The sequence below is a fragment of the Trichococcus sp. TS_SC_9 genome (assembly GCF_056156325.1).
On the sequence record NZ_CM149591.1, the window covers coordinates 674,653 to 699,127 of the forward strand.

General features: G+C 49.2%; 21 protein-coding genes. 9 read left to right on the plus strand and 12 right to left on the minus strand.

The annotated features are described in order from the left end of the window. The first annotated feature begins 132 nt into the window (after positions 1–132). Positions 133–1,086 (plus strand): magnesium/cobalt transporter CorA, encoded by a 954-nt coding sequence (gene corA / locus AC0J5I_RS03160; protein WP_107996396.1) that lies wholly within the window; start codon positions 133–135, stop codon positions 1,084–1,086. Here the strand turns inward: corA and AC0J5I_RS03165 are convergent, their stop codons facing one another. After that, entirely contained in the window at positions 1,087–1,398 is a 312-nt protein-coding gene (locus AC0J5I_RS03165) for a hypothetical protein (protein WP_475303579.1), read from the minus strand. 24 nt (positions 1,399–1,422) lie between these two features. After that, positions 1,423–1,665, minus strand: coding sequence for a hypothetical protein (locus tag AC0J5I_RS03170; protein ID WP_068561522.1), 243 nt, complete (start codon positions 1,663–1,665; stop codon positions 1,423–1,425). Positions 1,666–1,866: 201 nt separating this feature from the next. Here AC0J5I_RS03170 and AC0J5I_RS03175 point away from each other — a divergent pair, with 201 nt between their 5' ends. After that, complete coding sequence (locus AC0J5I_RS03175) at positions 1,867–2,670, plus strand: Cof-type HAD-IIB family hydrolase (RefSeq protein WP_475303587.1); 804 nt, start codon at positions 1,867–1,869, stop codon at positions 2,668–2,670. A 64-nt stretch (positions 2,671–2,734) separates the two neighbouring features. Here the strand turns inward: AC0J5I_RS03175 and AC0J5I_RS03180 are convergent, their stop codons facing one another. Then, positions 2,735–3,028, minus strand: coding sequence for a helix-turn-helix domain-containing protein (locus AC0J5I_RS03180; protein WP_107996387.1), 294 nt, complete (start codon positions 3,026–3,028; stop codon positions 2,735–2,737). Positions 3,029–3,258: 230 nt separating this feature from the next. Here AC0J5I_RS03180 and AC0J5I_RS03185 point away from each other — a divergent pair, with 230 nt between their 5' ends. Beyond that, a complete protein-coding gene (locus tag AC0J5I_RS03185) occupies positions 3,259–4,698 on the plus strand; it encodes a SulP family inorganic anion transporter (protein ID WP_475303589.1) in 1,440 nt (479 codons plus the stop codon). A gap of 261 nt (positions 4,699–4,959) precedes the next feature. Here AC0J5I_RS03185 and AC0J5I_RS03190 read toward each other — a convergent pair whose 3' ends face one another. Then, positions 4,960–5,646, minus strand: a complete 687-nt coding sequence (locus tag AC0J5I_RS03190; protein ID WP_159072214.1) for a CBS domain-containing protein — start codon at positions 5,644–5,646, stop codon at positions 4,960–4,962. A 178-nt stretch (positions 5,647–5,824) separates the two neighbouring features. On the opposite strand from AC0J5I_RS03190, the gene AC0J5I_RS03195 reads away from it, so the two are divergent. After that, positions 5,825–6,193, plus strand: coding sequence for a VOC family protein (locus AC0J5I_RS03195; RefSeq protein ID WP_475303592.1), 369 nt, complete (start codon positions 5,825–5,827; stop codon positions 6,191–6,193). A gap of 90 nt (positions 6,194–6,283) precedes the next feature. On the opposite strand, the gene AC0J5I_RS03200 is transcribed toward AC0J5I_RS03195, so the two are convergent. The 5 genes from AC0J5I_RS03200 to chvE all read right to left on the minus strand — a co-directional run bounded on the left by AC0J5I_RS03200 (position 6,284) and on the right by chvE (position 11,581). After that, a complete protein-coding gene (locus AC0J5I_RS03200) occupies positions 6,284–7,006 on the minus strand; it encodes a RibD family protein (protein WP_475303594.1) in 723 nt (240 codons plus the stop codon). 351 nt (positions 7,007–7,357) lie between these two features. Next, positions 7,358–7,681, minus strand: a complete 324-nt coding sequence (locus AC0J5I_RS03205) for a PTS sugar transporter subunit IIB (RefSeq protein ID WP_475303596.1) — start codon at positions 7,679–7,681, stop codon at positions 7,358–7,360. A 13-nt stretch (positions 7,682–7,694) separates the two neighbouring features. Then, on the minus strand, positions 7,695–8,894 hold the full coding sequence (gene mmsB / locus AC0J5I_RS03210) for a multiple monosaccharide ABC transporter permease (protein ID WP_475303598.1): 1,200 nt from the start codon (positions 8,892–8,894) through the stop codon (positions 7,695–7,697). Continuing rightward, entirely contained in the window at positions 8,895–10,427 is a 1,533-nt protein-coding gene (gene mmsA, locus AC0J5I_RS03215; protein WP_107996373.1) for a multiple monosaccharide ABC transporter ATP-binding protein, read from the minus strand. It abuts the gene before it with no gap. A gap of 65 nt (positions 10,428–10,492) precedes the next feature. Beyond that, positions 10,493–11,581 (minus strand): multiple monosaccharide ABC transporter substrate-binding protein, encoded by a 1,089-nt coding sequence (chvE, locus tag AC0J5I_RS03220; protein WP_475303600.1) that lies wholly within the window; start codon positions 11,579–11,581, stop codon positions 10,493–10,495. Between the two features lie 230 nt (positions 11,582–11,811). Here chvE and AC0J5I_RS03225 point away from each other — a divergent pair, with 230 nt between their 5' ends. From AC0J5I_RS03225 to AC0J5I_RS03235, 3 genes are read left to right on the plus strand one after another with little or no spacing between them, the layout of a single operon-like run. Continuing rightward, positions 11,812–12,780, plus strand: a complete 969-nt coding sequence (locus AC0J5I_RS03225; protein ID WP_107996369.1) for an ABC transporter substrate-binding protein — start codon at positions 11,812–11,814, stop codon at positions 12,778–12,780. A gap of 12 nt (positions 12,781–12,792) precedes the next feature. After that, positions 12,793–14,217 carry a sensor histidine kinase gene (locus AC0J5I_RS03230; RefSeq protein WP_107996367.1) on the plus strand — a complete coding sequence of 475 codons (1,425 nt, stop codon included), beginning with the start codon at positions 12,793–12,795 and terminating at the stop codon, positions 14,215–14,217. A gap of 15 nt (positions 14,218–14,232) precedes the next feature. Further along, positions 14,233–15,807: a response regulator transcription factor gene (locus AC0J5I_RS03235; RefSeq protein WP_475303603.1), complete on the plus strand. Its 1,575-nt coding sequence runs from the start codon at positions 14,233–14,235 to the stop codon at positions 15,805–15,807. Between the two features lie 95 nt (positions 15,808–15,902). On the opposite strand, the gene AC0J5I_RS03240 is transcribed toward AC0J5I_RS03235, so the two are convergent. Next, a complete protein-coding gene (locus tag AC0J5I_RS03240) occupies positions 15,903–16,745 on the minus strand; it encodes an AraC family transcriptional regulator (RefSeq protein WP_475303606.1) in 843 nt (280 codons plus the stop codon). Between the two features lie 123 nt (positions 16,746–16,868). Between AC0J5I_RS03240 and AC0J5I_RS03245 the strand changes: the two genes are divergently transcribed. After that, positions 16,869–18,626, plus strand: a complete 1,758-nt coding sequence (locus AC0J5I_RS03245) for an ABC transporter ATP-binding protein (protein WP_475303610.1) — start codon at positions 16,869–16,871, stop codon at positions 18,624–18,626. Then, the gene (locus tag AC0J5I_RS03250) at positions 18,607–20,388 is read left to right on the plus strand and encodes an ABC transporter ATP-binding protein (protein ID WP_107996359.1); all 1,782 of its coding nucleotides are present in this window, start codon (positions 18,607–18,609) and stop codon (positions 20,386–20,388) included. The genes AC0J5I_RS03245 and AC0J5I_RS03250 overlap by 20 nt, the downstream gene beginning before the upstream one ends. A 142-nt stretch (positions 20,389–20,530) precedes the next feature. Here AC0J5I_RS03250 and AC0J5I_RS03255 read toward each other — a convergent pair whose 3' ends face one another. Continuing rightward, the gene (locus tag AC0J5I_RS03255; RefSeq protein WP_268811292.1) at positions 20,531–22,960 is read right to left on the minus strand and encodes a phosphoketolase family protein; all 2,430 of its coding nucleotides are present in this window, start codon (positions 22,958–22,960) and stop codon (positions 20,531–20,533) included. An 83-nt stretch (positions 22,961–23,043) separates the two neighbouring features. Next, positions 23,044–24,468, minus strand: a complete 1,425-nt coding sequence (araA, locus tag AC0J5I_RS03260) for an L-arabinose isomerase (RefSeq protein ID WP_475303616.1) — start codon at positions 24,466–24,468, stop codon at positions 23,044–23,046. Between the last annotated feature and the right edge of the window lie 7 nt (positions 24,469–24,475).

The following is a 24,475-nucleotide window of genomic DNA, read 5'->3' on the forward strand; positions in this document are numbered from 1 at the left end:
TTCCGATTGTCTTCTCGCTCCCATTATCGCATATTTCTCCGCTTCTGACCGTTAAATGACCCAAAAATGGCATCGGCAGTGCATTTCCCGTATAATGGATATTGAAATCATTCGTAAAGAAGGTGCAAATATATGATAACAGTTACCGGCATCACAGCCGACAATCTCGTCCACACAGACATCGATTTGGATACAACCGACTTGTCAGCCTACAAATGGATCTGGGCCGACTTCAATGAGCCTAGCCCATCCGAAGTAAAATATCTCGAGAAGACCTTCCATTTCCATCCACTTGCTATAGAAGACTGTCTGCAAATACTGCAGCGTCCGAAGCTAGATTATTATGAAGATTACACGTTTTATGTGACGCATCACGTTCGCAAAGAAGGCAGAGACCTCTTCAAAGAAGAATTAGATTTCTTTGTCAGCGAAAAACTAATCGTCACTTTTCAGCTCGCCCACTCAAAAGAAGTGGCCTATATCCAGAAACAATTGTTGGCTCAATATAATGCCGAAAACTGGGACCCGTATTTTATTTTTTACAGAATCCTTGATCAGATTGTGGATAATTATTTCCCTTTAATCCACGACATCGAAGATCGGCTTGCTCAACTTGAAGAGGATAACCTGAACAAAACGACTGCCGCATTCATACCTGAATTGATGGAGTCTCGGCATCTTCTGCTGGGTCTGCTGCAGACCGTCACTCCGATGCGGGATCTGCTTTACCGCATGCTGAATTCCCAACACCTGGAAGGCGTCAGCAAAAGACGGAGTTATTTTTCGGACATCCATGATGACCTGCTGAAGGTATCCGAGATGATTACCTCAAACCGTGAAGTGACGACAGATATGCGCGATAGTTACCTATCGCTGAATTCCCATCAGACCAATAATGTGATGAAGGTCCTTACAATCATTACTTCAATTTTCTCGCCTTTGACATTGATTGCAGGCATCTATGGGATGAACTTCGAACATATGCCCGAATTGACTTGGAAATACGGCTACTTTTTGGCTATCGGCCTGATGTTTGGAATCGGTTTGGCAATGTATCGCTGGTTCAAAAAAAGCGGCTGGTTCTGATTACCGGCCGTTTTTTTTGTAATATGTGGCGACAGGATATTTCAATTTCCCTGTCTCCAGATAGATGCTGAAATCATTCACCGCAAACAGATCACCTGGCTCAAGCAAAAAGAAATAGAGGCGGGTAGGATAACGTTTGCTTTTGGCCAAAATATGATTGTTGCCCTCATAAACGTACCACCAGATTTCGAACAACTCTCTTCTGACGGAAAGATTATCCTCTAACAGAGTAAACTCATAACAGCCCTTTCGTTCCAACAGATCGGCGACATCCAGTTTTTTTCTCCAGGTTCCTTTTTGCATCAGCCTCATTTTCCTCACCCTATCCATCAGCTATCATTTTTGATTTACATGATATTTCTGCACCACGACTTGATTGCGCTTGTTCTTCCTACCGTAGATCACGATCGCGTTTCCTTCGGTGACCTGATACAGAAAATCCAATGAATGCGCACGGATCAAGCAATTCTGCTTCTCTTCCTTGTCCACCGTCAGCGTGAAGCGGATCAGCGGTGTTTCCTCCAGTTTGAGGATTTTGATTTTTTCAACTGAACCTTTCAAGCAAATCCCATTTTCCATATCAGTCACATCCTTTAACCTTATAATACGAACGCACGTTCTTTTTGTCAACTGTTTCCTTCTCGGAAAAACCGCTGAAGGCATTCTTTTCATCTTGGGAAAAGTAAGGAAACGTGTTAAGATGTTGTAAACATAAGCGGATGCTCAAAACTGGCGGCTCCAACCGGGTTGTTTTTGCATCCGACGAAAGGAAGATTCGCCATGCCCATCAAACTGATCGCCGTCGATATGGACGGGACTTTCCTGGACAGCCGGAAGGAATTCAACAAGGAGCGCTTCGCGGCCCTGTACGAACGCATGCTCGAAAAGGATATTCGTTTTGTCGTGGCCAGCGGAAACCAATACTATCAACTGCGTTCTTTTTTTCCTGAAATACAGGATGATATTGCTTTTGTCGCGGAAAACGGAGCCTTTGTCGTGGACCGTAACAAAGAGCTGTCCGTCGGTGAGATGACGCAGGATACGATCGATAAAGTGCTCCGGATTTTCAAGGAATTGGATGCCTATTCGAAATTGGTCGTTTGCGGCAAAAACAGTGCCTATGTCGACAACTCCGTTTCCGATTACTTTTACCATAATACGAAACGCTTCTATCATCGCTTGAAGCGTGTTGATTCTTTTTCCGAAATAGATGACATCATCTTCAAATTTGCATCCGGATTTGGTGAGGATGAAGTACCCGCACTCTTGGAACACTTCACACGCGAAGTAGGCGATGTCGTTTCCCCTGTACCGACCGGCCATGGCTCCATTGACCTCATCATTCCCGGCATGCATAAAGCTTCCGGCATCCAATTGCTGCAGAAACTGTGGGGCATCTCCGATGAGGAGACCGCCGCATTCGGCGACAGTGGGAATGACATCGAAATGCTCCAGCATGTGGCTTACAGTTTCGCGATGGCCAATGCATCCGACGACGTCAAAAAAGCCGCCAAATACCATGCCCTTTCGAACAATGAAGAAGGCGTGTTGGCTGCAATCGAACAGCTGCTCGAAATGGAATAGACGAAAAAAGGAAGATGCCCACGCCTCATATTGAAGCGGGTTGCATCTTCCTTTTCTATTCTTACTAGGAAATCAAGCCTGTCAAAAAGGCCAATAATTCATACTTTTTCTCTTCGGGCATTTTTTTGATTTGAGCGGTAAGTTTCTTTTCCACTGGGCTCATTTCCGCATTGAAGAATTCCGCCAAGGTAACCCCAAGCACCTCGCAGATATGGTTGAGCGTCTTCAGGGACAACTTAGTCGAATTATGTTCAATGGCCGAAATGAAGGAAGGCGAGACGTCGATCTGCTCAGCCAATTCTTTCGCCGTCATTTTGTTCAGTTTGCGTAATTCTTGAATGCGACTGCCTACTTCCATCTGATTCGCTCCTCTTTTCTTGAATTCAACTTTTCTTTTTACATACTAACACACCGCAGTCTAAAATTTAAATCTTTTCCCACTTTTATTAAACTTACCACCCAAAATATATACTCGGGAATAACTTTTTATCCATTTTTGTTCAGTTATGTGTTAATATGTTTTTTGCAAGTATGTCTAATGATTTTGAAAATCAAATAAACGCTATTTTTTCAAGAAGGAAGGTATTTATGCAACAATACAAACAAGAATGGTTCAGTAATATCAAAGGGGATATCCTGGCAGGTATCGTTGTCTGTTTGGCTCTATTCCCTGAAGTCATCGGCTTCATGATCGTCGCAGGAGTACCCCCAGTCGTGGGAGTCTACGCCACTTTCTTCATCACGGCCATTGCAGCATTTTTCGGTTCCAGCAAGGGCATGATTTCAGCAGCCGCTGGGTCTGTGGCCTTGGTGCTGGCTCATCTGGTCTCCGAATACGGAATCCAGTACCTTTTTGCCGCGACGATTCTGGCAGGTGTCCTGCAAGTCGTCTTGGGATTCCTCAAAATCGGTACCTTGATGCGTTACATTCCGAAGCCTGTCATGATCGGTTTTGTCAATGGCTTGGGAATCATGATGTTCATTTCGCAATTGGACCATTTCCAAGGCAGCCTGCTTTTGCCGCTTCTGGGACTGTTGGGAATCGCGATCATTTTCCTGTTCCCTCGGGTCACGAAGAAAATCCCTGCACCTATCGTTGCGATCTTCGTAATCACCGCGATTGTGCTGGGCTTTGGCTTGGATGTAAAAATGTTGGGTGACATGGGTTCCATCTCAACCGATTTGCCGCGCTTCGGCATCCCGGCTGTTCCGATGACACTGGAAACTTTGCGGATCATTTTCCCAACCGCGCTCTCCGTTGCCATCGTCGGATTGGTTGAGTCCTTGTTGACTGCACAATTGGTCGATGAAATCACTGAGGAGAAGAGCGACAAAAATCAAGAAACCTTGAGCCAAGGCCTGGGAAATCTCGTTTCCGGCTTCTTCGGCGGAATTGCCGGTTGTGGCATGATCGGTCAGACAATCATCAACTTGAATTACGGCGGCCTTGGCCGTTTTGCAACTTTCCTATCCGGATTCTTTATGTTGTTGTCCGTTGTTCTTTTGAACGGCGCCGTTGTCCAGATTCCTGTTATCGCTTTGGCAGCCGTCATGGTCGTCGTTTCTATCGAAACCATCAACTGGGACTCGATCAAAAGACTGCGTACGAATCCTAAAAACGAAACCTTTGCTATGGTCCTCACCGTCGCCATCGTTATCGGAACGCATAACTTGGCTTACGGTGTCGTAGCCGGCACTTTGGTCAGCGCCATCTTCGCCGCTTTCAAAATGTCCCATCTCCATGTTGAAGCCGGGACTGCCGAGGATGATCACCACTATAAAGTGGATGGCCACCTGTACTTCGCTTCCGCCGAAAAATTTCTGGACTTTTTTGCTGAAGAAATCGAACACGAGGAAGAAGTCGTCATCGACATCAGCGCCATGACGCTGTGGGATTCCACTGCTGTCGAAGCGATCGATAAACTTATTACCCGCAACAAAAAACGGGGCGTGAAAACGACGCTTACCGGTGCGAATCCGCAAAGCTCAGCCCTATTCAAACGGATTTCCATCCACAACAAAAAATAAGAAAAATCACGGGCTGCCTCCTCCGGCGAACGCAGTCCTCGACGGAGGTCGGTTATCATTCTGGTTGCGTTCTCCGATAAGCCAGGCTTGATCGGAGGTGAGGGCGATTGTTACCGGTGTCCTCCTGTGAAGGGAGCCTTCACAGGAGCTGCGCACGCATTTCGGCATCCTGCTCCACAGTCAGCAACAGGATTCAATACAATAAAGACAGGCTGCCCTAATGAGGCAGCCTGTCTTTATTGTTGCTGAACGAAAGCTTGTCTACACTTCCACCAAGTCGAAACGCGTGATGATGCCGAGCAAATTCTCTGTATTTTTGCCGCTGTCCGTCACCAACAGCGCATCAATCTTTTGGTTATCGAACTGTGCTTCGGCTTCATAGATGGTAGCATCCTTCTTGATGAAGGCAAAATTATTTTTGTTCTCGTCCAACACAAGTATATCTCGCGCAAGCGTTCCGCCGATCGAAATGCTGGCTTCATGCGCATGTTGGGAAAGCCAGTGCGTGATGCCATTCTCGGTCAACAACCCAATCACTTTTCCGTTTCCATCCTTGATTGGAAATTGGGTCAGATCAGTGTTTCGGATAGTTTCAAGGACTGCAGGAAGCGGGGTCGTTTCCTTGAAAAATTTCACATCATTCGACTTGATATCAAAAGTGGTTTTCGGTTTCAACAGTTGGTTGTGGATTGCTTTAATCATATTCAGCGCCGCCTCGTTGACGAGCACCAGATCGCTCTGGTTTCCATGGCTCAAGAAGTTGCGCAGATCCCCTAATATCTGGAAGTCATCCCGTACCCTTTTCACATAGCTGTCGTAGCGCGCGGCGTTATCCACCAACTCGTAAAAGCTGTAGTAGGATTTCCCGCGGTCGGGCTTGTATTCCTTGTTGAAGAAACTCTCGATATCATTGAAATAACCCATAAACGCTTCGTTATTGCTCTTCAATTGCCTTCACCTCTCTCAAACTGCTCTCGTTATGCTTATATTCTAACAATTCGCAGCGGGAAATACGAATCCAAAGCCTTTCATCCAAAAAAGCCTGCTGCAAAAGTTCCTCACGTTGGCCTCCGAATAATTCCCGGCGTATAATGAGCATATGACCGAAAAGAACGGAGGAAATAATATGACAACAGCGAATATCATGCTTTATGTAGAGGATGTAGAGGCGAATGCCGATTTTTGGAAACAATATCTCGCTTTCAAAGAAGTCGACCGCTTTGACTTTGGGGATTCCATCAGTATTGTGCTTGCCGTGAATCCTACGTGCAATCTGCAGCTGTTCGACATTGATTTCATCAAAAAGAATTCACCGGAAGTGGCATCCAACAAGCCTTCCTTGTTATTCGACATCTCTGATTTCGAAGGGCTGTACGCGCGTTTCAAGGAAAACGACGAGACAGTCGGCGAAATCATCGAAATGGGCGGCGTCAGGACCTTCAACTTCCCCGACAGGGACGGCAACTACTACGCCGTTCGGGAAGCGGCTGAATAAACGGACCAAGCCATCAATATAAACAACCACCAGATCCGAGGGCAAAATGCCTTGAATCCGGTGGTTATTTCGTTATTCAGGACCCTCGTTTCACTCCGAAAGATAAATCAGCCGGATGCCATCCGGATTGATCCGTTCGAATGTATCCAATCTAAACTTCCGGATTCGCTGATCCGGACTGCTCCCGAACTCGAAGAGTGAAACAGAATTGGAAACGCCTTCGACAAGCGGGGCGATGATAAGGCTGATTTCATCGACTAATCCTTCACTCGCGAACGATCCATTCACGAAGCCGCCACCGACCAGCATGAAGGTCTGAATGCCAAAATGTTTATGAAGCTTATCCAAGGCAACCGTTATCGACAACGGTTTAATCTCCCCCGCAAAAATGTAGGAAACCCCCACTTTCCTGAGATGGGCCAGATACCGATCAGAGACCACCTCGCTCAAGATTGTGACGATGTGATCGCCTTTTCTTTCCGGGTACTCGTCACCGATTACATTCGTTTCCCAGCCGAGTTTCCCTTCCGGATCGACCGCAACCGCATAGGAACTGAATGTAGTCGGATGAATATAGTCTTCCCTCGGGATAGCTTCATCCGGGTATGCGGACAGGTCCACTTTATTCCCGAATGTGATGTGCTGCTCGAACGTGATTCGCCCGCAGATCCAATTGTCCGAACCGTAAGTTTGTAGCGTCCCCTCATAGGCATTCCCGTACGGCCCGAACTCTGGCGCACCCAAATAATGCCCCGCCGCACGCCCGTCTATCGACATCGCCATATGACAAATCACTCTGTAAGGTCTGTTCATTTTATTTTCCTCCGTTCCGAATCTTCATTGCTGATTCCATCATACCCCCTTGAAGTAAGGTCAAGTCAAGAAGAAAGCAATCAGATACCGCTAGAATCGGTAGCCCCTCCAAAATGTATCCTCAGCTCCGGGGAGGCTCCCCTCGCCGGAGGACAACGGTAACTTTCGGCACCTTCTCCGGCGAGGATATCCTCATCGGAGAACAACTAAAAACGCAAGCCGAACTCCGGCCAAGCCTCCGCTCGCCGGAGCTGAGAGTCGAAAAGCCGTTCACAAATATTTTTCCGCCATACAAAAGTTTCCAAATGAAAAAGCCGCCTCAAATGAGACGGCTCCCATACTTATTTATGCTTATTCCCCGATCAACGCGATGATTTCATCCAATACAGCTTCCCCGTCCAGGATCTCGTAATTTTCCTTCGAAATCAGCTTGTAAGGTACTGCTTTATAGGTCAGAAAATCCTTCAGTCGCGCGATTTCGTATTTGGATTGAGGGCCGATCATCAGGGCATCGATCGATTGGCTTTGGATCGCTTGCTCGGCGATGATCGCCGGCGCAGAGTAGACATGGATGTCCAGTCCTCTTTCATCCGCTGCGTTCTGCACATTCTTCACCAGCAAGCCGGTCGTGATGCCTGCCGTACAAATCAATAAGGCTGTCTTTTTTTCGGTCATCTGCTTCAACCCCTTATGCTGCTTTCTTTTTCTTGTTGTAGATGTCCAACACGACGGCCAGCAACAAAATCAGACCTTTGATCGCTTGCTGCCAGTCGACACCGACACCGAGAATGGACATCCCGTTATTCAAGACACCCATAACCAAACCGCCGACGATTGTGCCCACGATGGTTCCGATCCCGCCTGAAGTGGAGGCTCCGCCGAAGTATACGGCTGCCATCGCATCCAATTCCATGGAATTACCCGCTTGCGGTGTGGCCGCATTCAGACGCGCAGCCAAGATAAGGCCAGCCAAAGCAGCCATCGCACCCATGTTCACGAATACCCAGAAAGTGATTTTTTTCGTTTTGATACCAGACAATTCTGCCGCTTTACGGTTTCCGCCGGTTGCGTAGATTTGGCGTCCCGCAACGGTTTTGTTCGTCAAGAACGCATAGGCTGCTACGATGACTCCCAAGATGACTAAAATGACAGGATAGCCTTGGTAAGATGCGAAGATGTAAGTCACTCCGATCATTACCACTGCTGTCATGACTGCTTTCAGCGTGAAAGCGTTCATCGATTCCACTTCGAACAGATTATTTTTGCGTTTTTCACGTGTGCGCCATTGGCCGAAAACGAGCGCTGCGGCGATGAGGACGCCCAGGATCATCGTCAGTAGATGGATACTGCTGTCCGTCAGATCAGGCAGGTAGCCTGTAGAGATTTTTTGGAATATTTCCGGGAAAGGCGCTAATGATTGCCCTCCGAGCACGACCTGTGTCAGGCCACGGAACATTAACAGTCCCGCCAACGTGACGATGAAAGCCGGGATGCCAAAGTACGCTACCCAGTACCCTTGCCAAGCGCCGATGATCGCTCCGATCGCGATGCAGAGTGGCACCGCCAACCAAGGGCTAATGTTCCAATTCACCATCAAGATGCCGGAGATGGCGCCTACGAAAGCCATCACAGAACCGACAGAGAGATCGACATGTCCCAATAAAACTACTAACAACATGCCCGCTGCCAACACCAGAATATGACTGTTCTGAAGCACGATATTCGTGATGTTCAACGGTCGCCAGAAGATGCCGTCCGTCATGAGCTGAAAAGCAATCAGCAGGCCGATCAGAATAATGACCATACTGTATTTACTGAAAATATCAAGCGCCTTTGTTTTTAGATTTATTGTTTGCTTTTCTTTTTTAATACCGTTTGTCGTTTCCATCTATAGCACACCTTCTTCTTCCCTAGTCATTAGATTCATCAACGATTCTTGGTTTGCATGTTCGCGTAAAACCTCACCTGTGAATTTACCGTCATTCATCGTGTAGATGCGATCGCACATTCCCAAGATTTCAGGCAATTCGGACGAGATGATGCAGACGCATTTGCCTGCAGCCGCCATCTCCTCGATGATCGTGTAGATTTCGTATTTGGCACCGACGTCGATTCCGCGTGTCGGTTCATCCAGGAACAGGACATCAGGCTCCGTCATCAGCCATTTGGCAAGGACGACCTTCTGCTGGTTCCCCCCGCTGAGGCTGCTGACTTTTTGGTAAATGGAGCTCGTCTTCGTTCGCATTTTTTTGCGGTATGCCTCGGCTATCTGGACTTCCTTTTCTTTATCCAGGACGCCTTTTTTGCTGATTTTCCCTAAGCTTGCGATTGTCGTGTTCTCGCGGATGTCCATCAAGAGATTCAATCCCAGTGCTTTCCGGTCCTCGGATACATAAGCAAGCCCATTTTCGATGGCTGCCGGCACATCCTTGACCGAAATTTCCTGTCCTTCTTTAAAAACTTTGCCGGAAATGTTGCTGCCGTAGGAACGTCCGAAGACGCTCATCGCAAATTCGGTCCGGCCTGCCCCCATCAATCCGGCAATCCCGACGATTTCGCCCTTGCGGATCTTGAAATTAATTTTGTCGTTCATGACGCGGTGGGCATCAATCGGATGATGGACCGTCCAATCCTTCACTTCAAAGTAAACGTCGCCCAAGTTCGGATGGCGTTCGGGATAACGGTTCGTCAAGTCCCTTCCGACCATACCGCGGATGATGCGTTCCTCGTTGATGGCCTCTTTTTCCAGCGTTTCGATCGTTTTGCCGTCGCGCAGGATGGTGATGCGGTCGGCCACGTTGACGATCTCATTCAACTTATGGGAAATGATGATGGATGTGATCCCTTGTCTTCTGAATTCCTTGATCAGCTCCAATAAATTGGCACTCTCTTCCTCATTCAGTGCGGCTGTCGGCTCATCCAAAATCAATAGGCGTACTGATTTCGAGAAGGCTTTCGCGATTTCGACCAATTGCTGCTGCCCAACCCCAATCTGGGAAACGAGCGTATTGGGATTCACTCTCAATCCGACTGTCTTCAGCAGATTGGTTGTCTTCTTTTCCGTCAAATCCCAGTCGATGATGCCGTACTTCGCCTGTTCATTACCGAGGAAAATATTTTCACTTACAGACAGATACGGGCTGAGCGCCAACTCCTGATGGATGATGACGATGCCTTCATTTTCGCTGTCCTTGAGATTTTTGAATTTGCAGGGCTCGCCGTTGTAGACGATATCCCCTTCGTAGCTCCCGTAAGGATACAACCCGCTCAACACATTCATCAGCGTTGATTTCCCTGCGCCATTTTCGCCGCATAGGGCATGGATTTCGCCACGCTCAATTTTCAGATTTACATCACTCAAAGCCCGGATGCCAGAAAATTCTTTGACGATATTCCGCATCTCCAATATATAATCCGCCATGATACCCCTCCTCTATGGAAGAGACCTCCTTGGCGTCGCAAAGGAAGTCTCGATTATTCACCTTTTTATAAGCCTAAATCTTTTTCAGAATAGTAGTCTGTATCGATCAATTCCGCTTGGTAATTTTCTTTATCGACTGAGACCGGATTAGCCAGATAAGTCGGTACGATTTTCACGCCGTTGTCATACGTTTCTGTATCGTTTACAGGCACTTCTTCCTCGTTGAAGATTGCTTCAATCATTTCGATTGTGTTTTGAGCCAAGATACGCGTATCTTTGAAGATCGTTTGTGTCTGTTCGCCGGCAATGATCGATTTCACACCTGCTTGTGTTGCATCTTGACCTGTGATGACCGGCAGTGGTTTGTCGTCTGAACCATAACCTACACCTTTCAAGGAAGAAATGATTCCCAAGCTGATCGGATCGTAAGGAGACAAGACCGCATCCAATGTTTTGTCGGTGTAGTTGGCGCTCAATAAGTTATCCATCCGCGCTTGTGCAGTCGATCCATCCCAACGCAGGGTTGCGATCTGGTTGAATTTCGTTTGTTCGGAAGGGATGACCAATTGGCCGCTGTCGACGTATTGTTGGAACACGGACATCACGCCGTTGTAATTGATCAAGGCGTTGTTGTCATCCGGAGAGCCGCCGAACAATTCGACATTGTACGGGCCTTCGCCTTCGCTCAAGTTCAATGCATCTTCAATATAGGAAGCCTGAAGCACACCCACTCCGAAATTATCGAAAGTTGCATAATAATCCACGTGTTCGGAATTCATCAACAAACGGTCGTAAGCGATGACTTCGATACCTTCGTCCGCTGCTTTTCCAAGCACATCCGTCAAGGCGGATCCGTCAATGGAAGCGATTACCAAAACATCCACGCCTTTTGTGATCATGTTTTCGATTTGGGCTACTTGGTTTTCTACTTTGTCCTCACCGTATTGAAGGTCCGTTTTATAGCCCAGCTTCTCCAACTCGGTAACCATGTTGTTTCCGTCCGCAATCCACCTCTCGGCTGACTTAGTCGGCATCGCGATTCCTACATAACCGGCATCCCCTGTAGATGCTTCCCCGTCGCCGCAAGCACCTAGCGCTACTGCGGATAATAACGTTGCTGCTGTAAGAAAACTTTTCTTCCAATTTAATTTCATCCCTGATTCCTCCACTGCTGTTTTATTTGATATACGTATTGTACCGTTATCGGATACCGCTTACATTCACTATTTTTTCCACTTTCTTGGTATTTTTACTGATTTGTATCCGTTTCCATATGGATTTTTTCCGATTTTCTTTGTTTTTTTTCGAAGGCCCCATAAACTGTGCTAAACTATTCGATGGTAGCGTTTCATTTTGGTTATATAATAGGAAGGAAGTTCCCGCCATGAAGTATCTATTGCATTTGCTCCTCCTGCTCTTTATTGTCGGCGGCTGCGCGAACAGCCCTGATGCGGAAGAAGATCCAGGGAACATCGTCATCGGATTCTCGCAATCCGGAACGGAGAGCAATTGGCGCAAGCGCCACACAGAATCTATAAGAGAAGAATTGGATAAAGAAGGCTACGAAGTGCTGTACCGGAACGGCTTCATGAACCAAGACCGCCAAATCCAGGACATACGGACCTTCATTGCCTATAAAGTGGATATGATTGTCTTCACGCCGATTGTGGAAGATGGTTGGGATGCTGTTCTGTTGGAAGCAAAAGATGCGGGCATACCCGTTATCGTTGTCGACCGCCATATCCGCACAGCGGAAGAGAATCTGTTTCTGACGCACATCGGTTCCAGCTTCAAGGCTGAAGGAAACCGAGCGGGACTCTACATCACCAATCATTTCCAAAACAGCTCCCAGTCCTCCGTGAAGATTTTGGAAATGAAAGGGCTTGCGAATACTTCGCCAACCAATTTCCGCAGTGAAGGGTTCATGGAAGTGATCAGCCGCGATTCGCGGATATCCATCGCAGCCTCCTTGGAAGGGGACTTTATCCGTTCCAAGGCGAAGGATGTCTTCCGGCAATACATCGAGGAGAACGGTTGGGAAGACATCGATGTCCTCTACAGCCATAACGACGAGATGACACTCGGCATGCTGGAAATCATGGAAGAAAACGGCATCGTCCCCGGTCAGGACATCCTCATCGTCACGATTGACGGCCAAGCCGAGATGATCGAAAACCTGCGCGCCGGCAGGGTCAATTGCGTCGTCGAATGCAATCCGAATGCCGGCTGGTATGTCCGCAACACCATCAAGCGTTATTTGAACGGCAATACCATCCCCGATGAAATCTATATGCCCGAAACGGTCTTCTCCGATAAAGGGAATCTCGACAGTATTCCGCCAAGGGACTATTAGGGAGGCCATATGATGGAAAAAATAGCCAGCATCAAAGATATTTTTCAGCAGACCAATCGACTGCTCTTCAGCATCACCCTGATTCCTTTGCTGGTGATCAGCATCTTTTACACACGCAATATTTTGATTTACCGCAATGCACTCGCAAACGTCGAAGAGGCGAATACCGTTTCCACCACCGTTCAGGAAAATGTTTTGGAGGAACTATGGGACTTGGTCTTCGGCCTCATCCAGGTCACCGATTACGAGTCCGGCAACGAGCTGGGAAAGGTGCGCCTGGCCATCGAAGAAATTCAGGCCAACACCACCACCGCAAAGGAAGCCGCCACACTGGATGTCGCTTTGCGGACCTTGGATACGTTGGATAATTACATTTCCGAGATGGAAAGCAATATCGCCAATGAACGGCCGTTCGCTGAAAATGAAGCCATCATGGTCCAAGTCGATGCCGTCACAGTGCTGCTTTATGCTATCCTGCAGGACTTTGTGCGCGTCGAAATCGAACTTGCGGGTAAAACCAGCGATGATATGCTTGTGTCGCTTTATTATCTGATCCTCTTTGAGCTCGTCATCGTCCTGATAATCGTCTACTATGCCCGGAAAAACAACCGCTTTTTGACGCAGCAGATCCAAGAGCCGTTGAACGACCTGATCGTCCTTTCCGAGGAGCTGTCGCAAGGCCATCTCGATTACCGGGCAGAAGAGCCGGAAGTCGCGGAGCTGCGCGTCGTAACAGAAAGCATGAATGACATGGCGCGGAATCTGCATGTGCTGATCGAAGAAAACGCCGTGAAGCAATTCGATCTGGCCCAGAGCGAGCTGCGTGTCCTGCAGGCGCAGATCACGCCCCACTTCATCTACAATACGCTGGATGCCATCCTGTCCTTGGCCGAGCAAGGCAACAGCGAGCAGGTGAAGACGATGACCTACGCCCTCTCCGATTTCCTGCGCATTTCCTTAAGCAAAGGTCAGGACTGGATCACAATCGAGAAAGAAATCCGCCACGTCGAAGATTACCTGACGATTCTGCAAATCCGCTACGGGGCCATGTTGACATTCGCCATCGACATCCCGGATGCCATCCTCCAGACGGAAGTGCTGAAGATGATCCTGCAGCCGTTGGTGGAAAATGCGGTCTACCATGGAACCAAGCATGTCCGCCGCGCCGGAAAAGTGACCGTTGCGGCGACCTATACGAATGACACGATCCAATTCTTCGTGACCGACAACGGCATCGGCATGGAGACGGAGCGGCTCCATGAAATCCAGGAACGCCTTGCTCAAGCCACCGTTGATGACTCCGGTGAAGGCGGGTATGGCCTTTACAACGTCCGGAAGCGACTGCTGTTGTATTACGGCAACACCGCTTCCCTCGCTATCGATAGCACCTACAGAAAAGGCACGACCGTCACAGTGACAGTACCGAAGATTACCTAAAAGGAGCGATCAAGCATGTATAAAGTCTTTATAGTCGAGGATGAACACCTGATCCGGGACAGCCTGCGGAACCAACTGCTGTCCCTCGCCGAAACACACCCGCTGATTTTTTCGGGGGAAGCCTCAGACGGGGAAATGGCATTGGCCTCGATCATGGATGTCAAGCCGGATATCCTGCTGACCGATATCCGGATGCCCTTCATGGATGGCCTCAGTCTGGCAAAGGAAGTACGGAAGATCTTCCCCTGGATCCGCATCATCTTCATCAGCGGCTTCGATGATTTCGAATATGCGCGCACCGCCATCCAAGTGCAGGCGGACGCCTATCTTCTGAAGCCGATCAAAGACACCGAACTGGTCCAAACGCTGGAGGCTGTCATCGCGGTATTGGACAAACAAAAAGAACCCGTCACGGAACGGGATACGCATGCGGATAATTTCATCTTCGAGCTGAAAAAAAATCATTTCCTGAACGGCATCTTCCGCGGTGACTTATCGGTTCCGGAAGTGCTGCAGGAATCCGCCGCCTTGAAGCGTTCGGTAGTCGGAAAAAAGACCTGCGTCGTGTTGGCCACCAATCATTACGACAAAAATTTCGACGATTATTTCCGCTTCAGCAATTATCTGCATTTCCTTTTCGGAGCGGATGAGAGCATCATTTTCTCCAGCATCTCTTCGCGCTTCATCAAGTTTCTGTTGATGGACAGCGATACGGACAGGTTGTTGGAAAAAAGTTACCAGCTGGCCCAGACATTAGTCCATGAACTGAAGGACGAAGAAGCTGATGATTTGATTGTTTCAATCGGACCGATAGTCGAACGGCTGAGCGAAATTCCGCAAGCCTATCGCTACACGCAGAACATGCTCCAGACTTACGGCGTGCTGCGGACTGAACGGATCATCAGCTACGAGGATGACATCAAGGACGGCGAAGTTTCCCCGACGAATCCTTTCAAACTCGATTTGGCCCAAAAAATTGCCCAGACCGAAGCCGATGAACTGGAGGAACTGGTACTGGAGCTTCAGGGAACGCCCGGTGATACCGAAGAACGCAACCGCCTCTTCCGCTTTTTCGTGCTGACCGAGCTGGGCCATCTTGTCCAAAAAAAGAAACCCGGTTCGGAGCAACCTTTGCTTGAAAAGATGAACGACCTGGATCAACTGGCGGCGGTGGCGGCCGATGCAGCGGAATACACCCAAATCATTGAAAAGCTGTTGGCGTTTCTGATGGCGGCCCACATTAACCCTTCAATGGTGAAGTATCAGAGCGTCATCCAAAAAGCCTTGGGATTCATCAAGGAGAACTTCACCGATCCGGATATCTCCCTGAATGTCGTGGCCGATGCCGTAAACTTGAGTCCGTCGCATTTCAGCACCATCTTCTCGCAATCTTTGGGGCAGACTTTCATCGACTTCTTGACCGAATGCCGCCTGCAGCACGCGAAAGAGTTGTTGATCGGGACGGATGACAAGCTGTCCACCATCGCGATGGACATCGGCTACAACGATCCCAATTATTTCAGCTACCTCTTCAAAAAACGAGAAGGACAGACACCAAAAGAATTCCGCCGCGCAAACAGTAGAGCGTGATGAATCCCCTGCGAATCACAACGCATTTAAAAGAGCGCGAGAAAAGGAGCCACCCATTAATTCGGGGCGGCTCCTTTTCTTTACAACGAAACTTCCTACACCGGTCGCTGTTCCTTGGCGACTTGCGAAGGCGCGGTCCCGTAGTATTTTTTGAACAGTTTGCTGAAGTGGTACGCATCCTGATAGCCGACAGCCTGTGCGACTTCTTTGATGGTCCACTCTTCCTGCTTCAGCAGTTCCCTCGCATGCTTCAGGCGCACGTGGATCAGGTAATGGATTGGGCTCAATCCGGTCGCTTCCTTGAAGATCTTTGAAAGATGAGCCGGACTGACGAAGAGTTGCTGCGCCAGTTGTTCCAGCGTGATTTCTTCGGAATGGTGGTTTTCCAAATAATAAACGGCATGGTTCACCAGATGCTGTTGGCGCATAGCCGTTTGAGAAAGCGCCGTGGGAAGTGTATTGTCGGACCCGTCGTCCTCCAAACTCCGCAGCAACAACCCCAGCATCTCCAATATCAGCCCTTTCCCCATCAACTGATATTCACTCCGCTGTTCGTTGAACTCTTTCGTCACTTGCCATGCTTTAGCCATGAAGGCATCCGCATAACAGCCCAAATCCAGCAAAGCGCGCTTGTTCGGGAAATGATTGCGCGGAAGACCGTTAAGCGAAAGGTTCGTAAGGCCGATATGCAGCTGATGAGAAAATGTGCCCTCTTTTTGACTTTCCGCATGTTTGACGCCCGGATTGAAGAGCATGACGGTGCCGGTTCCCAAGTCCTGCCGTTCTCCGTCCACCAGGTAATCGGCTTCCCCTTCCAGGATGATGCTGATTTCCAGGAAGTTGTGGCTGTGCGTTTTGGAATAGCTTCCGGCCGCGTTCAAGGGATCGAAAGCGTACAGAATTTCAGGATTGAATGTTTGAACGTGTATATAGGCCATCGCAAAAGTCCTTTCTGTTAATTACCCTTATATTGTACAGGAATCTGACGAAGAAAATCCATTCTCATTCCTCCAAAAAGCAGTAACCTGTTAACATACACTTTTTTTGAGGAGGACTGTTATATGAATCATTATCAATGGATTTGGCGCTATGCCCAAGCATACAAATCCAAAGGCTTACTGGCTTTATTATTTATTTTCCTGAATGCCCTCCTGATCATCGTCAACCCGCTCTTAGCTGGGGAATTGGTCGACAAAGTCATCGATGGTGGACAGGATGACTTGTTGGTGCCTATTTTGGCGATCATGATCGGCATCACGCTCTTCCGGACGACAATCCGCTACAGCTACCAGATGCTGTTTGAGCGGATTGGCCAAAATACGCTCTTCGTACTGCGCCAAGACATGTACCGGAAACTGCAGGAGCTGGATTTCGACTTCTTCAACCATACCCGTGTCGGGGACATCATGGCTCGGATGACCGGGGATACCGATGCCATCCGCCACTTTGTCTCCTGGGTCACCTACAATATCTTGGAAAGCATCCTCTGGTTCGTGATGGCCATTGCAGTCATGGGCACGATCCACTTTCCGCTGATGCTGTCGTTGGTGGCGGTCACGCCGATCATCTTCATCCTGACGCAAAAGATGTCCCGGGAAGCGTTCCCGCTGTTTTTTCAAATCAGGGAAAGCTTCTCCCGGCTGAATTCGATGGTGGAAGAAAACATCGGCGGCAACCGCATAGTCAAAGCATTCGCAAGGGAAGAGCATGAAATCGAAAAATTCACGAAGCACAATGAGGATTTCAAGCGCCGCAACCTGGATTCCGCAGCCGTATCCCGCACGTATCTTCCTTGGCTCGACGGCTTCGCGGGAACATTAAATGCAATCGCCTTGGTGCTCGGCGGCTTGTATGTCATCCGCGGGGAAATGTCCATGGGAGATCTGGTCGCCTTCAATGGTTTCCTCTGGATGCTGAATATGCCAATGCGCATGAGCGGTTGGCTCATCAATGATGTGCAGCGTTTCTCCGCTGCTTGCGTCAAAATCCGCGACATGCTGGACACAGAGGCCCGGATTCCGATTACGGCTGCCGAGGAGCAACAGCACATCAAGGGAAACGTCATGTTCGACGATGTCTCTTTTGCCTTCTCCGATGATCCGAAAACGGATATCCTGTCGCATGTCTCCTTTACAGTCGGTCCCGGACAGACGTTGGGAATTTTGGGCGAAACCGGCTCAGGCAAGACGACACTCGTCAATTTAGTCGGAAGATTCTACGATCCGACTTCGGGAACCGTCCTTATCGACGGCAAAAACGCCAAGGAGTACCCGGTCCGCCAATTGCGGGAAAACATCGCCATGGTCATGCAAGACGTCTTTCTGTTTTCGGATACGATTGAAGACAACATTGCTTTCGGAAATCCCCTGGTGGACCGCTCGTATATCCAGCAGATGGCCCGGATTGCCGATGCGGACGGCTTCATCACCAGCATGCCCCAAGGATACGCCACTATCATCGGCGAACGAGGAGTAGGCTTATCGGGAGGGCAAAAGCAACGCATTTCCTTAGCCCGAGCGTTGGCGAAGGATCCAGCCATCTTGATTTTGGATGACACCACTTCCGCTGTGGACATGGAAACTGAATCGAAAATCCAACAGGAATTATTCGGCTTGACGGAAAACAAAACAACCTTCATCATCGCCCACCGGATTTCGTCGGTGCGGGATGCAGATTTGATCCTGATGATGGAAAAAGGCCAAGTCGTTGAACAAGGAACCCATGCGGAACTTTTGGCCGAGCGCGGCAAATATTATGACGTTTACTGCAAGCAACTCGGATTGACGGGAGGGGAAACCAATGGCACGCAATACGTATGATGTCGATGAAAGCTTAGAGCAAGAATTCAATTGGGGCCATTACCGGCGCTTAGCCGGCTATATCCGCCCTTACAAAAAATCAATTTCAAAGATATTGGCTGTCATCATTCTGGCGAACATCGCCGGAATGGCAGGTCCTTATTTCACAAAAATCGCAATCGATGACCTGATACCAGCAGGAAACGTGCAACAGTTGCTGGGACTGGGCGGCATCTTCATCCTTTCCCTTGTCCTGATCGGCGGGTGCATGCGCTACCGGATCTACGCCATCACCGAAGTCGGCCAGGACATTCTGAAGGACATGCGTTACGACATTTTTTCGCATCTGCAGCGGTTGCCCTTCGCCTACTTTGACAACCGGCCCCACGGCAAGATCCTGATCCGCGTAGTCAATTACATCAATACGCTGAGCGACCTGTTGAGCAACGGTCTCATCAATTTGATATCGGACCTTTTCAACGTAGTGATCACGTTAGTCTTCATGTTCCTCATCGATGTGCGCTTGACCTTATACAGTATGGCCTTGCTGCCGGTTCTGTTCGGATTGGTGCTGTTCATCAAAAAGCGTCAGCGGATAGCTTTTCAGATATTGAGCAACAAACAGTCCAATCTTAACGCCTATATTCACGAAAGCATTTCGGGAATCAAAATAACCCAATCCTTTGCCCGCGAACAGGTCAATTATGACATCTTCAATGAAGTGAGCGAGGAATACCGGACGTCGTGGATGAAAGCCGTCAAAATTCAATTCTTGATGTGGCCGGGTGTTCTGAATATTTCAGTCATAACGACCTGTTTGATTTATTTTGTAGGCATCCGCCAGCTCGGCGTATCCGTAACGACAGGAACATTGATCGCCTTCATCGGCTACATCAATAATTTCTGGAATCCCGTCATCAACATCGGAAACTTCTATAATTCCTTGATCACAGCGACGGCCTACCTGGAACGCATCTTCGAAACACTGGACGAGGTACCTTCCATCCAGGATGCGCCGACCGCGTATGAACTGCCCTCGGTCTCCGGAGCAGTGGACTTCGAAGATGTCACCTTCCGCTATGAGGATGGCAAAGATATTTTGCATAAGGTCAACTTCCATATTGAACCGGGCCAGAGCATCGCTTTGGTAGGACCGACGGGAGCAGGTAAGACGACCATCATCAACCTGTTGACCCGCTTCTATGACATCAACGAAGGCAGCGTTAAAATCGATGGCCATGATGTCCGCGAAGTCACGCTCCACTCCTTACGCAGCCAGATGGGCGTCATGCTGCAGGATACTTTCATCTTTTCCGGTACGATTCTGGAAAATATCCGCTACGGAAAGCTGGATGCTACCGAGGAGGAAGTGATCGCCGCCGCAAAAGTAGTACGCGCACATGACTTCATCAAACATCTGAAGGACGGCTACCATACCGTTGTGGAGGAGCGCGGCAGCACCCTTTCGGCTGGCCAACGGCAATTGCTTTCCTTTGCGCGGGCCTTGCTTGCCGATCCGAAGATCCTGATCCTCGATGAAGCGACCGCCAGCATCGACACCCGGACAGAGGAACTGCTGCAGGAAGGTCTCCAGAAACTTCTGAAAGATCGGACTTCCTTCATCATCGCCCACCGGCTGTCCACGATCAAAAACAGCTCCCAGATCTTCTACGTGGCAGGCGGCAACATCGCCGAAGCAGGCACCCACGAAGAGCTAATGGCCCAAAAAGGCTTGTATCACCATCTCTACCAATCCCAATACGACCTCCTGCAGGCCGTGTGACGAACTGAAGCTGTCCCGTTTGGGGCAGCTTCTTTGTTCCTCAAAATCAGGAAATATCCGAAAAAGATGCGCTGCCGACCGTTGGAGCAACTGCTCCAAGGCCGGGAACGCATCTTTTGATTATTAAACGGGATCTCTTACGTTAGTCCGCTTTGTTTGCAATCAGTTCTTTGGCTGCTGCCGCACCTTCCAGTGCTTCCCATTTCCATTCCATGACTTCCGCAATGTCCTCGCCGTTCTCGCGGATGAAGCGGTGGTGGAAGTCCACCGTTTCCGTCATCCTTTGCGAAAAGACTGCCGCTTCTTCGCCATAGACAGCATTAGCCGCATCCTGCGCCAAGTGGAAACGATCCATTTCGGACAACACACGCATGTCGAACGGTGTCGTGATATCCCCGTTCTCACGGTAACCGTGGATGTGCAGGTTATGGTTATGACGATCAAAGAAGATGTCACGGATCAAGCCTTCGAAGCCGTGGAAGGCAAAGACGATCGGTTTGTCCGCCGTGAAATAGGCATCGAAGGCTTCGTCGCTCAAGCCGCGCGGATCCACATCCGGATGACGCAGTTTCAACAGATCCACAATGTTGATGAAACGGATCTTCAATGCCGGGAACTGCTTATGCAGAATCGTAACGGCGGCAAGTGCCTCCAGGTTCGGTTCCGTTCCCGCTGCTGCGATCACGACATCTGGTTCTTCGTCTCCGCAAGTCGAAGCCCAATCGATCACTTTCAAGCCATCCTTGACCAATATTTCCGCTTCTTCAGCAGAGTAGAATTGCGGACGCGGGTGTTTCGAAGACACGATCAGATTGATCTGTTCCTCGGAAGCCATCGTTTCCGCCATCACGGCCATCAAGGAGTTCGCATCCGCCGGCAAGTATTCCCGGATAAATTCCGGTTTCTTCTCAGCCAAGTGCGTCAACAAACCTGGATCTTGATGGGTGTAGCCGTTATGGTCCTGTTGGAAAACTGTCGATGTTGCGATCAGATTCAGGGACGGATAGTGTTTGCGCCACGTCTGTTCTTTGGCTTTGCGCAACCATTTGAAATGTTGGGTGATCATCGAGTCCACCACGCGCAGGAAGGCTTCGTAACTGGCGAAGAAACCATGACGCCCAGTCAAGACATACCCCTCCAGGAATCCTTCTGCTTGGTGCTCGGACAATTGTGAATCGATGACACGGCCGGATGGGGATAACCATTCGTCATAAGCAGGATCGATTGCTTCCATCCAGACGCGATTCGTTACCTCAAAGACTTTGTTCAGGCGATTCGATTTGGTTTCATCCGGTCCGAAGATGCGGAAATTATCCGGATTGTCCACGATCAGATCGCGTGCAAAGTTGCCGAATTCGATCATATCCTGGGCAATGACTGCGCCTGGAACGGTCGTGTCGACGGCATACTGCTTCCAATCCGGAATGACGAGCGGTTTCGGATCGATGCCGCCATTTGTGATTGGATTCATAGCCATCCGTCGGTCACCTTTCGGTGCCATCTCTTTCAATTCAGCCACCAGTTGGCCATCGGCACTGAATAGCTCTGCGGGACGGTAGGACTGCATCCAATCCACTAGCGCATCAATGTGTTCCATGTGGTGTGCATCCACTGGAATCGGCACTTGGTGGGCACGGAAACCGCCTTCTATCGGTTCGCCGTCCCACGTTTTCGGACCCGTCCAGCCTTTCGGTGTGCGGAAAATGATGACCGGCCAAGCCGGCATCTTCGCTTCGGCAGCGGAGCCTTTGCGGGCTTCGGTTTGGATCGCTTTTATCTTTTCAACAGCTGTATCCAACACTTGCGCCATGATCGGATGCACCGCTTCCGGTTCGGTTCCTTCCACGAACAACGGCTCCCAGCCCATGCCCCCAAAGTACTGCGTCAATTCTGCGTTCGATTTGCGGTCCAGGATCGTCGGATTGGAGATCTTGCCGCCGTTCAGGTATAAGATCGGCAAAACGGCCCCATCCGTGACCGGATTGATGAACACATTCGAGAACCAACCAGCCGCCAACGGACCGGTTTCAGCTTCCCCGTCACCAACAACAGTCGCTGCGATCACTTCCGGATTGTCGAAGATAGCGCCTGTTGCATGGGAAAGCGAATAGCCGAGTTCGCCGCCTTCATGGATCGATCCGGGTGTTTCCGGTGCCGCATGGGAAGCGACCCCACCAGGGAAGGAGAATTGTTTGTAGAGTTTCGTCAACCCTTCCAGATCTTCGGTGATTTCAGGATAGATTTCCGTGTAGGAGCCGTCCAGATAGGAGTTCGAAACCATGACCTGACCGCCATGTCCCGGCCCTTCAACATAGAACATATTCAGGTCATATTTGTTGATGACGCGGTTCAAGTGGGCATAGATGAAATTCTGTCCGGAAATCGTTCCCCAGTGGCCGATTGGATGAAGCTTCACATCGGTTTCCTCGATTGGGCGTTGCAGCAAGGGATTGTCCTTCAGGTACAATTGTCCTACGGAGATGAAATTAGCGGCGCGCCAGAAGGCATCCACCTTGTCCAGATATTCTTTTGAATCAAATGCAGTCATTTTTTTTTGCTCCTTTTCAGTTATATTATTGAAAACGCTTGCTATACCTTTCACAAACGTCCTCCAAAAAATCGGTTTGACGATCTTCTGTCAAACCGACCGATAGACTATTTGATTAAGGCTACTTCAAGACCGACCAGTTTTGCCCAAGCCAGAATCTGATCTGTGCTTAAACTCAATGAAACGACAGTGTGGTGACCGCCGCCAGCTTCGATCCAAGCGCGGATACCGTCATGGAAATTAGGTTTCACTTCCCATAGGACGCGTGCGACTGGAAGGTTTGGAGCTGCTTCAGTCGGTTCAAAAGCAACAACTTCATTCACCAACAATTTGTAGTGCGTTCCGAAGTCAGCCATTGAAACGACAACGCCTTCCCCTGCTTTACCATCGAAGACAAGGCGAGCAGGCTCTTCACGGTTCCCCATCGATAATGGTGCGATCAAAATTTTCGGTTTGTTGACAGCCAGTCCTGGATCGACTTCCAACATATGCGACTGCAGAATCGCTTCTCTGCCTTCAGCCATTTCATATGTGTAGTCTTCCATGAAGCCGGTGTCGATGTTGTGGGACATGATCTTCATCAAACGGTCGATTGCTGCTGTTTTCCAGTCGCCTTCGCCTGCGAATCCGTAGCCTTCTGCCATCAAGCGTTGTACTGCAAGACCAGGTAGTTGTTGCAGGCCATGCAGATCTTCAAAGTTTGACGTAAAGGCAGTGTAGCCGCCCGCTTCCAAGAAACGACGGATACCGATTTCTTGACGTGCCTGCACTTTGACATGCGCTTCCCATTTGCCTTGTTCATAATCGCCATAGTCGAAATCATACAAATCTTTGTATTCATTGAACAAAGCATCGACTTCTGCATCTTCGACCGCATCGACATAGTCCACTAGATCCCGGATACCGTAGTAATCGACTGTCCAACCGAATTGGATCTGCGCTTCCACTTTGTCGCCTTCCGTCACGGCAACGTTACGCATGTTATCGCCGAAACGCGCCACTTTGATGGAGAAGCTTTCGTTGTAAGCTACCGCAACGTCCATCCATTCCGCGATTTGGGTTTGGACATTTTCACGTTCCCAATAGCCGACAACGACTTTGTTGTTCTTTTTCAAGCGCGCATTGATGAAGCCGTACTCGCGGTCGCCATGTGCTGCTTGGTTCAAGTTCATGAAATCCATATCGATTGTTGCCCATGGAATGCTTTCGTTGAATTGCGTTGCCAGATGCAACAACGGTTTTTGCAGCAATTTCGTGCCGCGGATCCACATTTTGGCTGGCGAGAAGGTATGCATCCAAGTGATGACACCTGCCACTTCATCACGGTAATTCACTTCTTTCATGATCTTCGTGATTGTATCGGGCGTTACTGCCAATTCCTGCAACACAAGCGGATAAGGCAGTTTGCCGCTATTGTTGAGGCTTTCCACGATGACCGCTGCATTGTTTTTTACTGTTTGCAAAGCTTCTTCACCGTATAAATGTTGTGAACCGACAACGAACCAAAATTCTTTTTTTCCTACTTCTAACATATCTTCA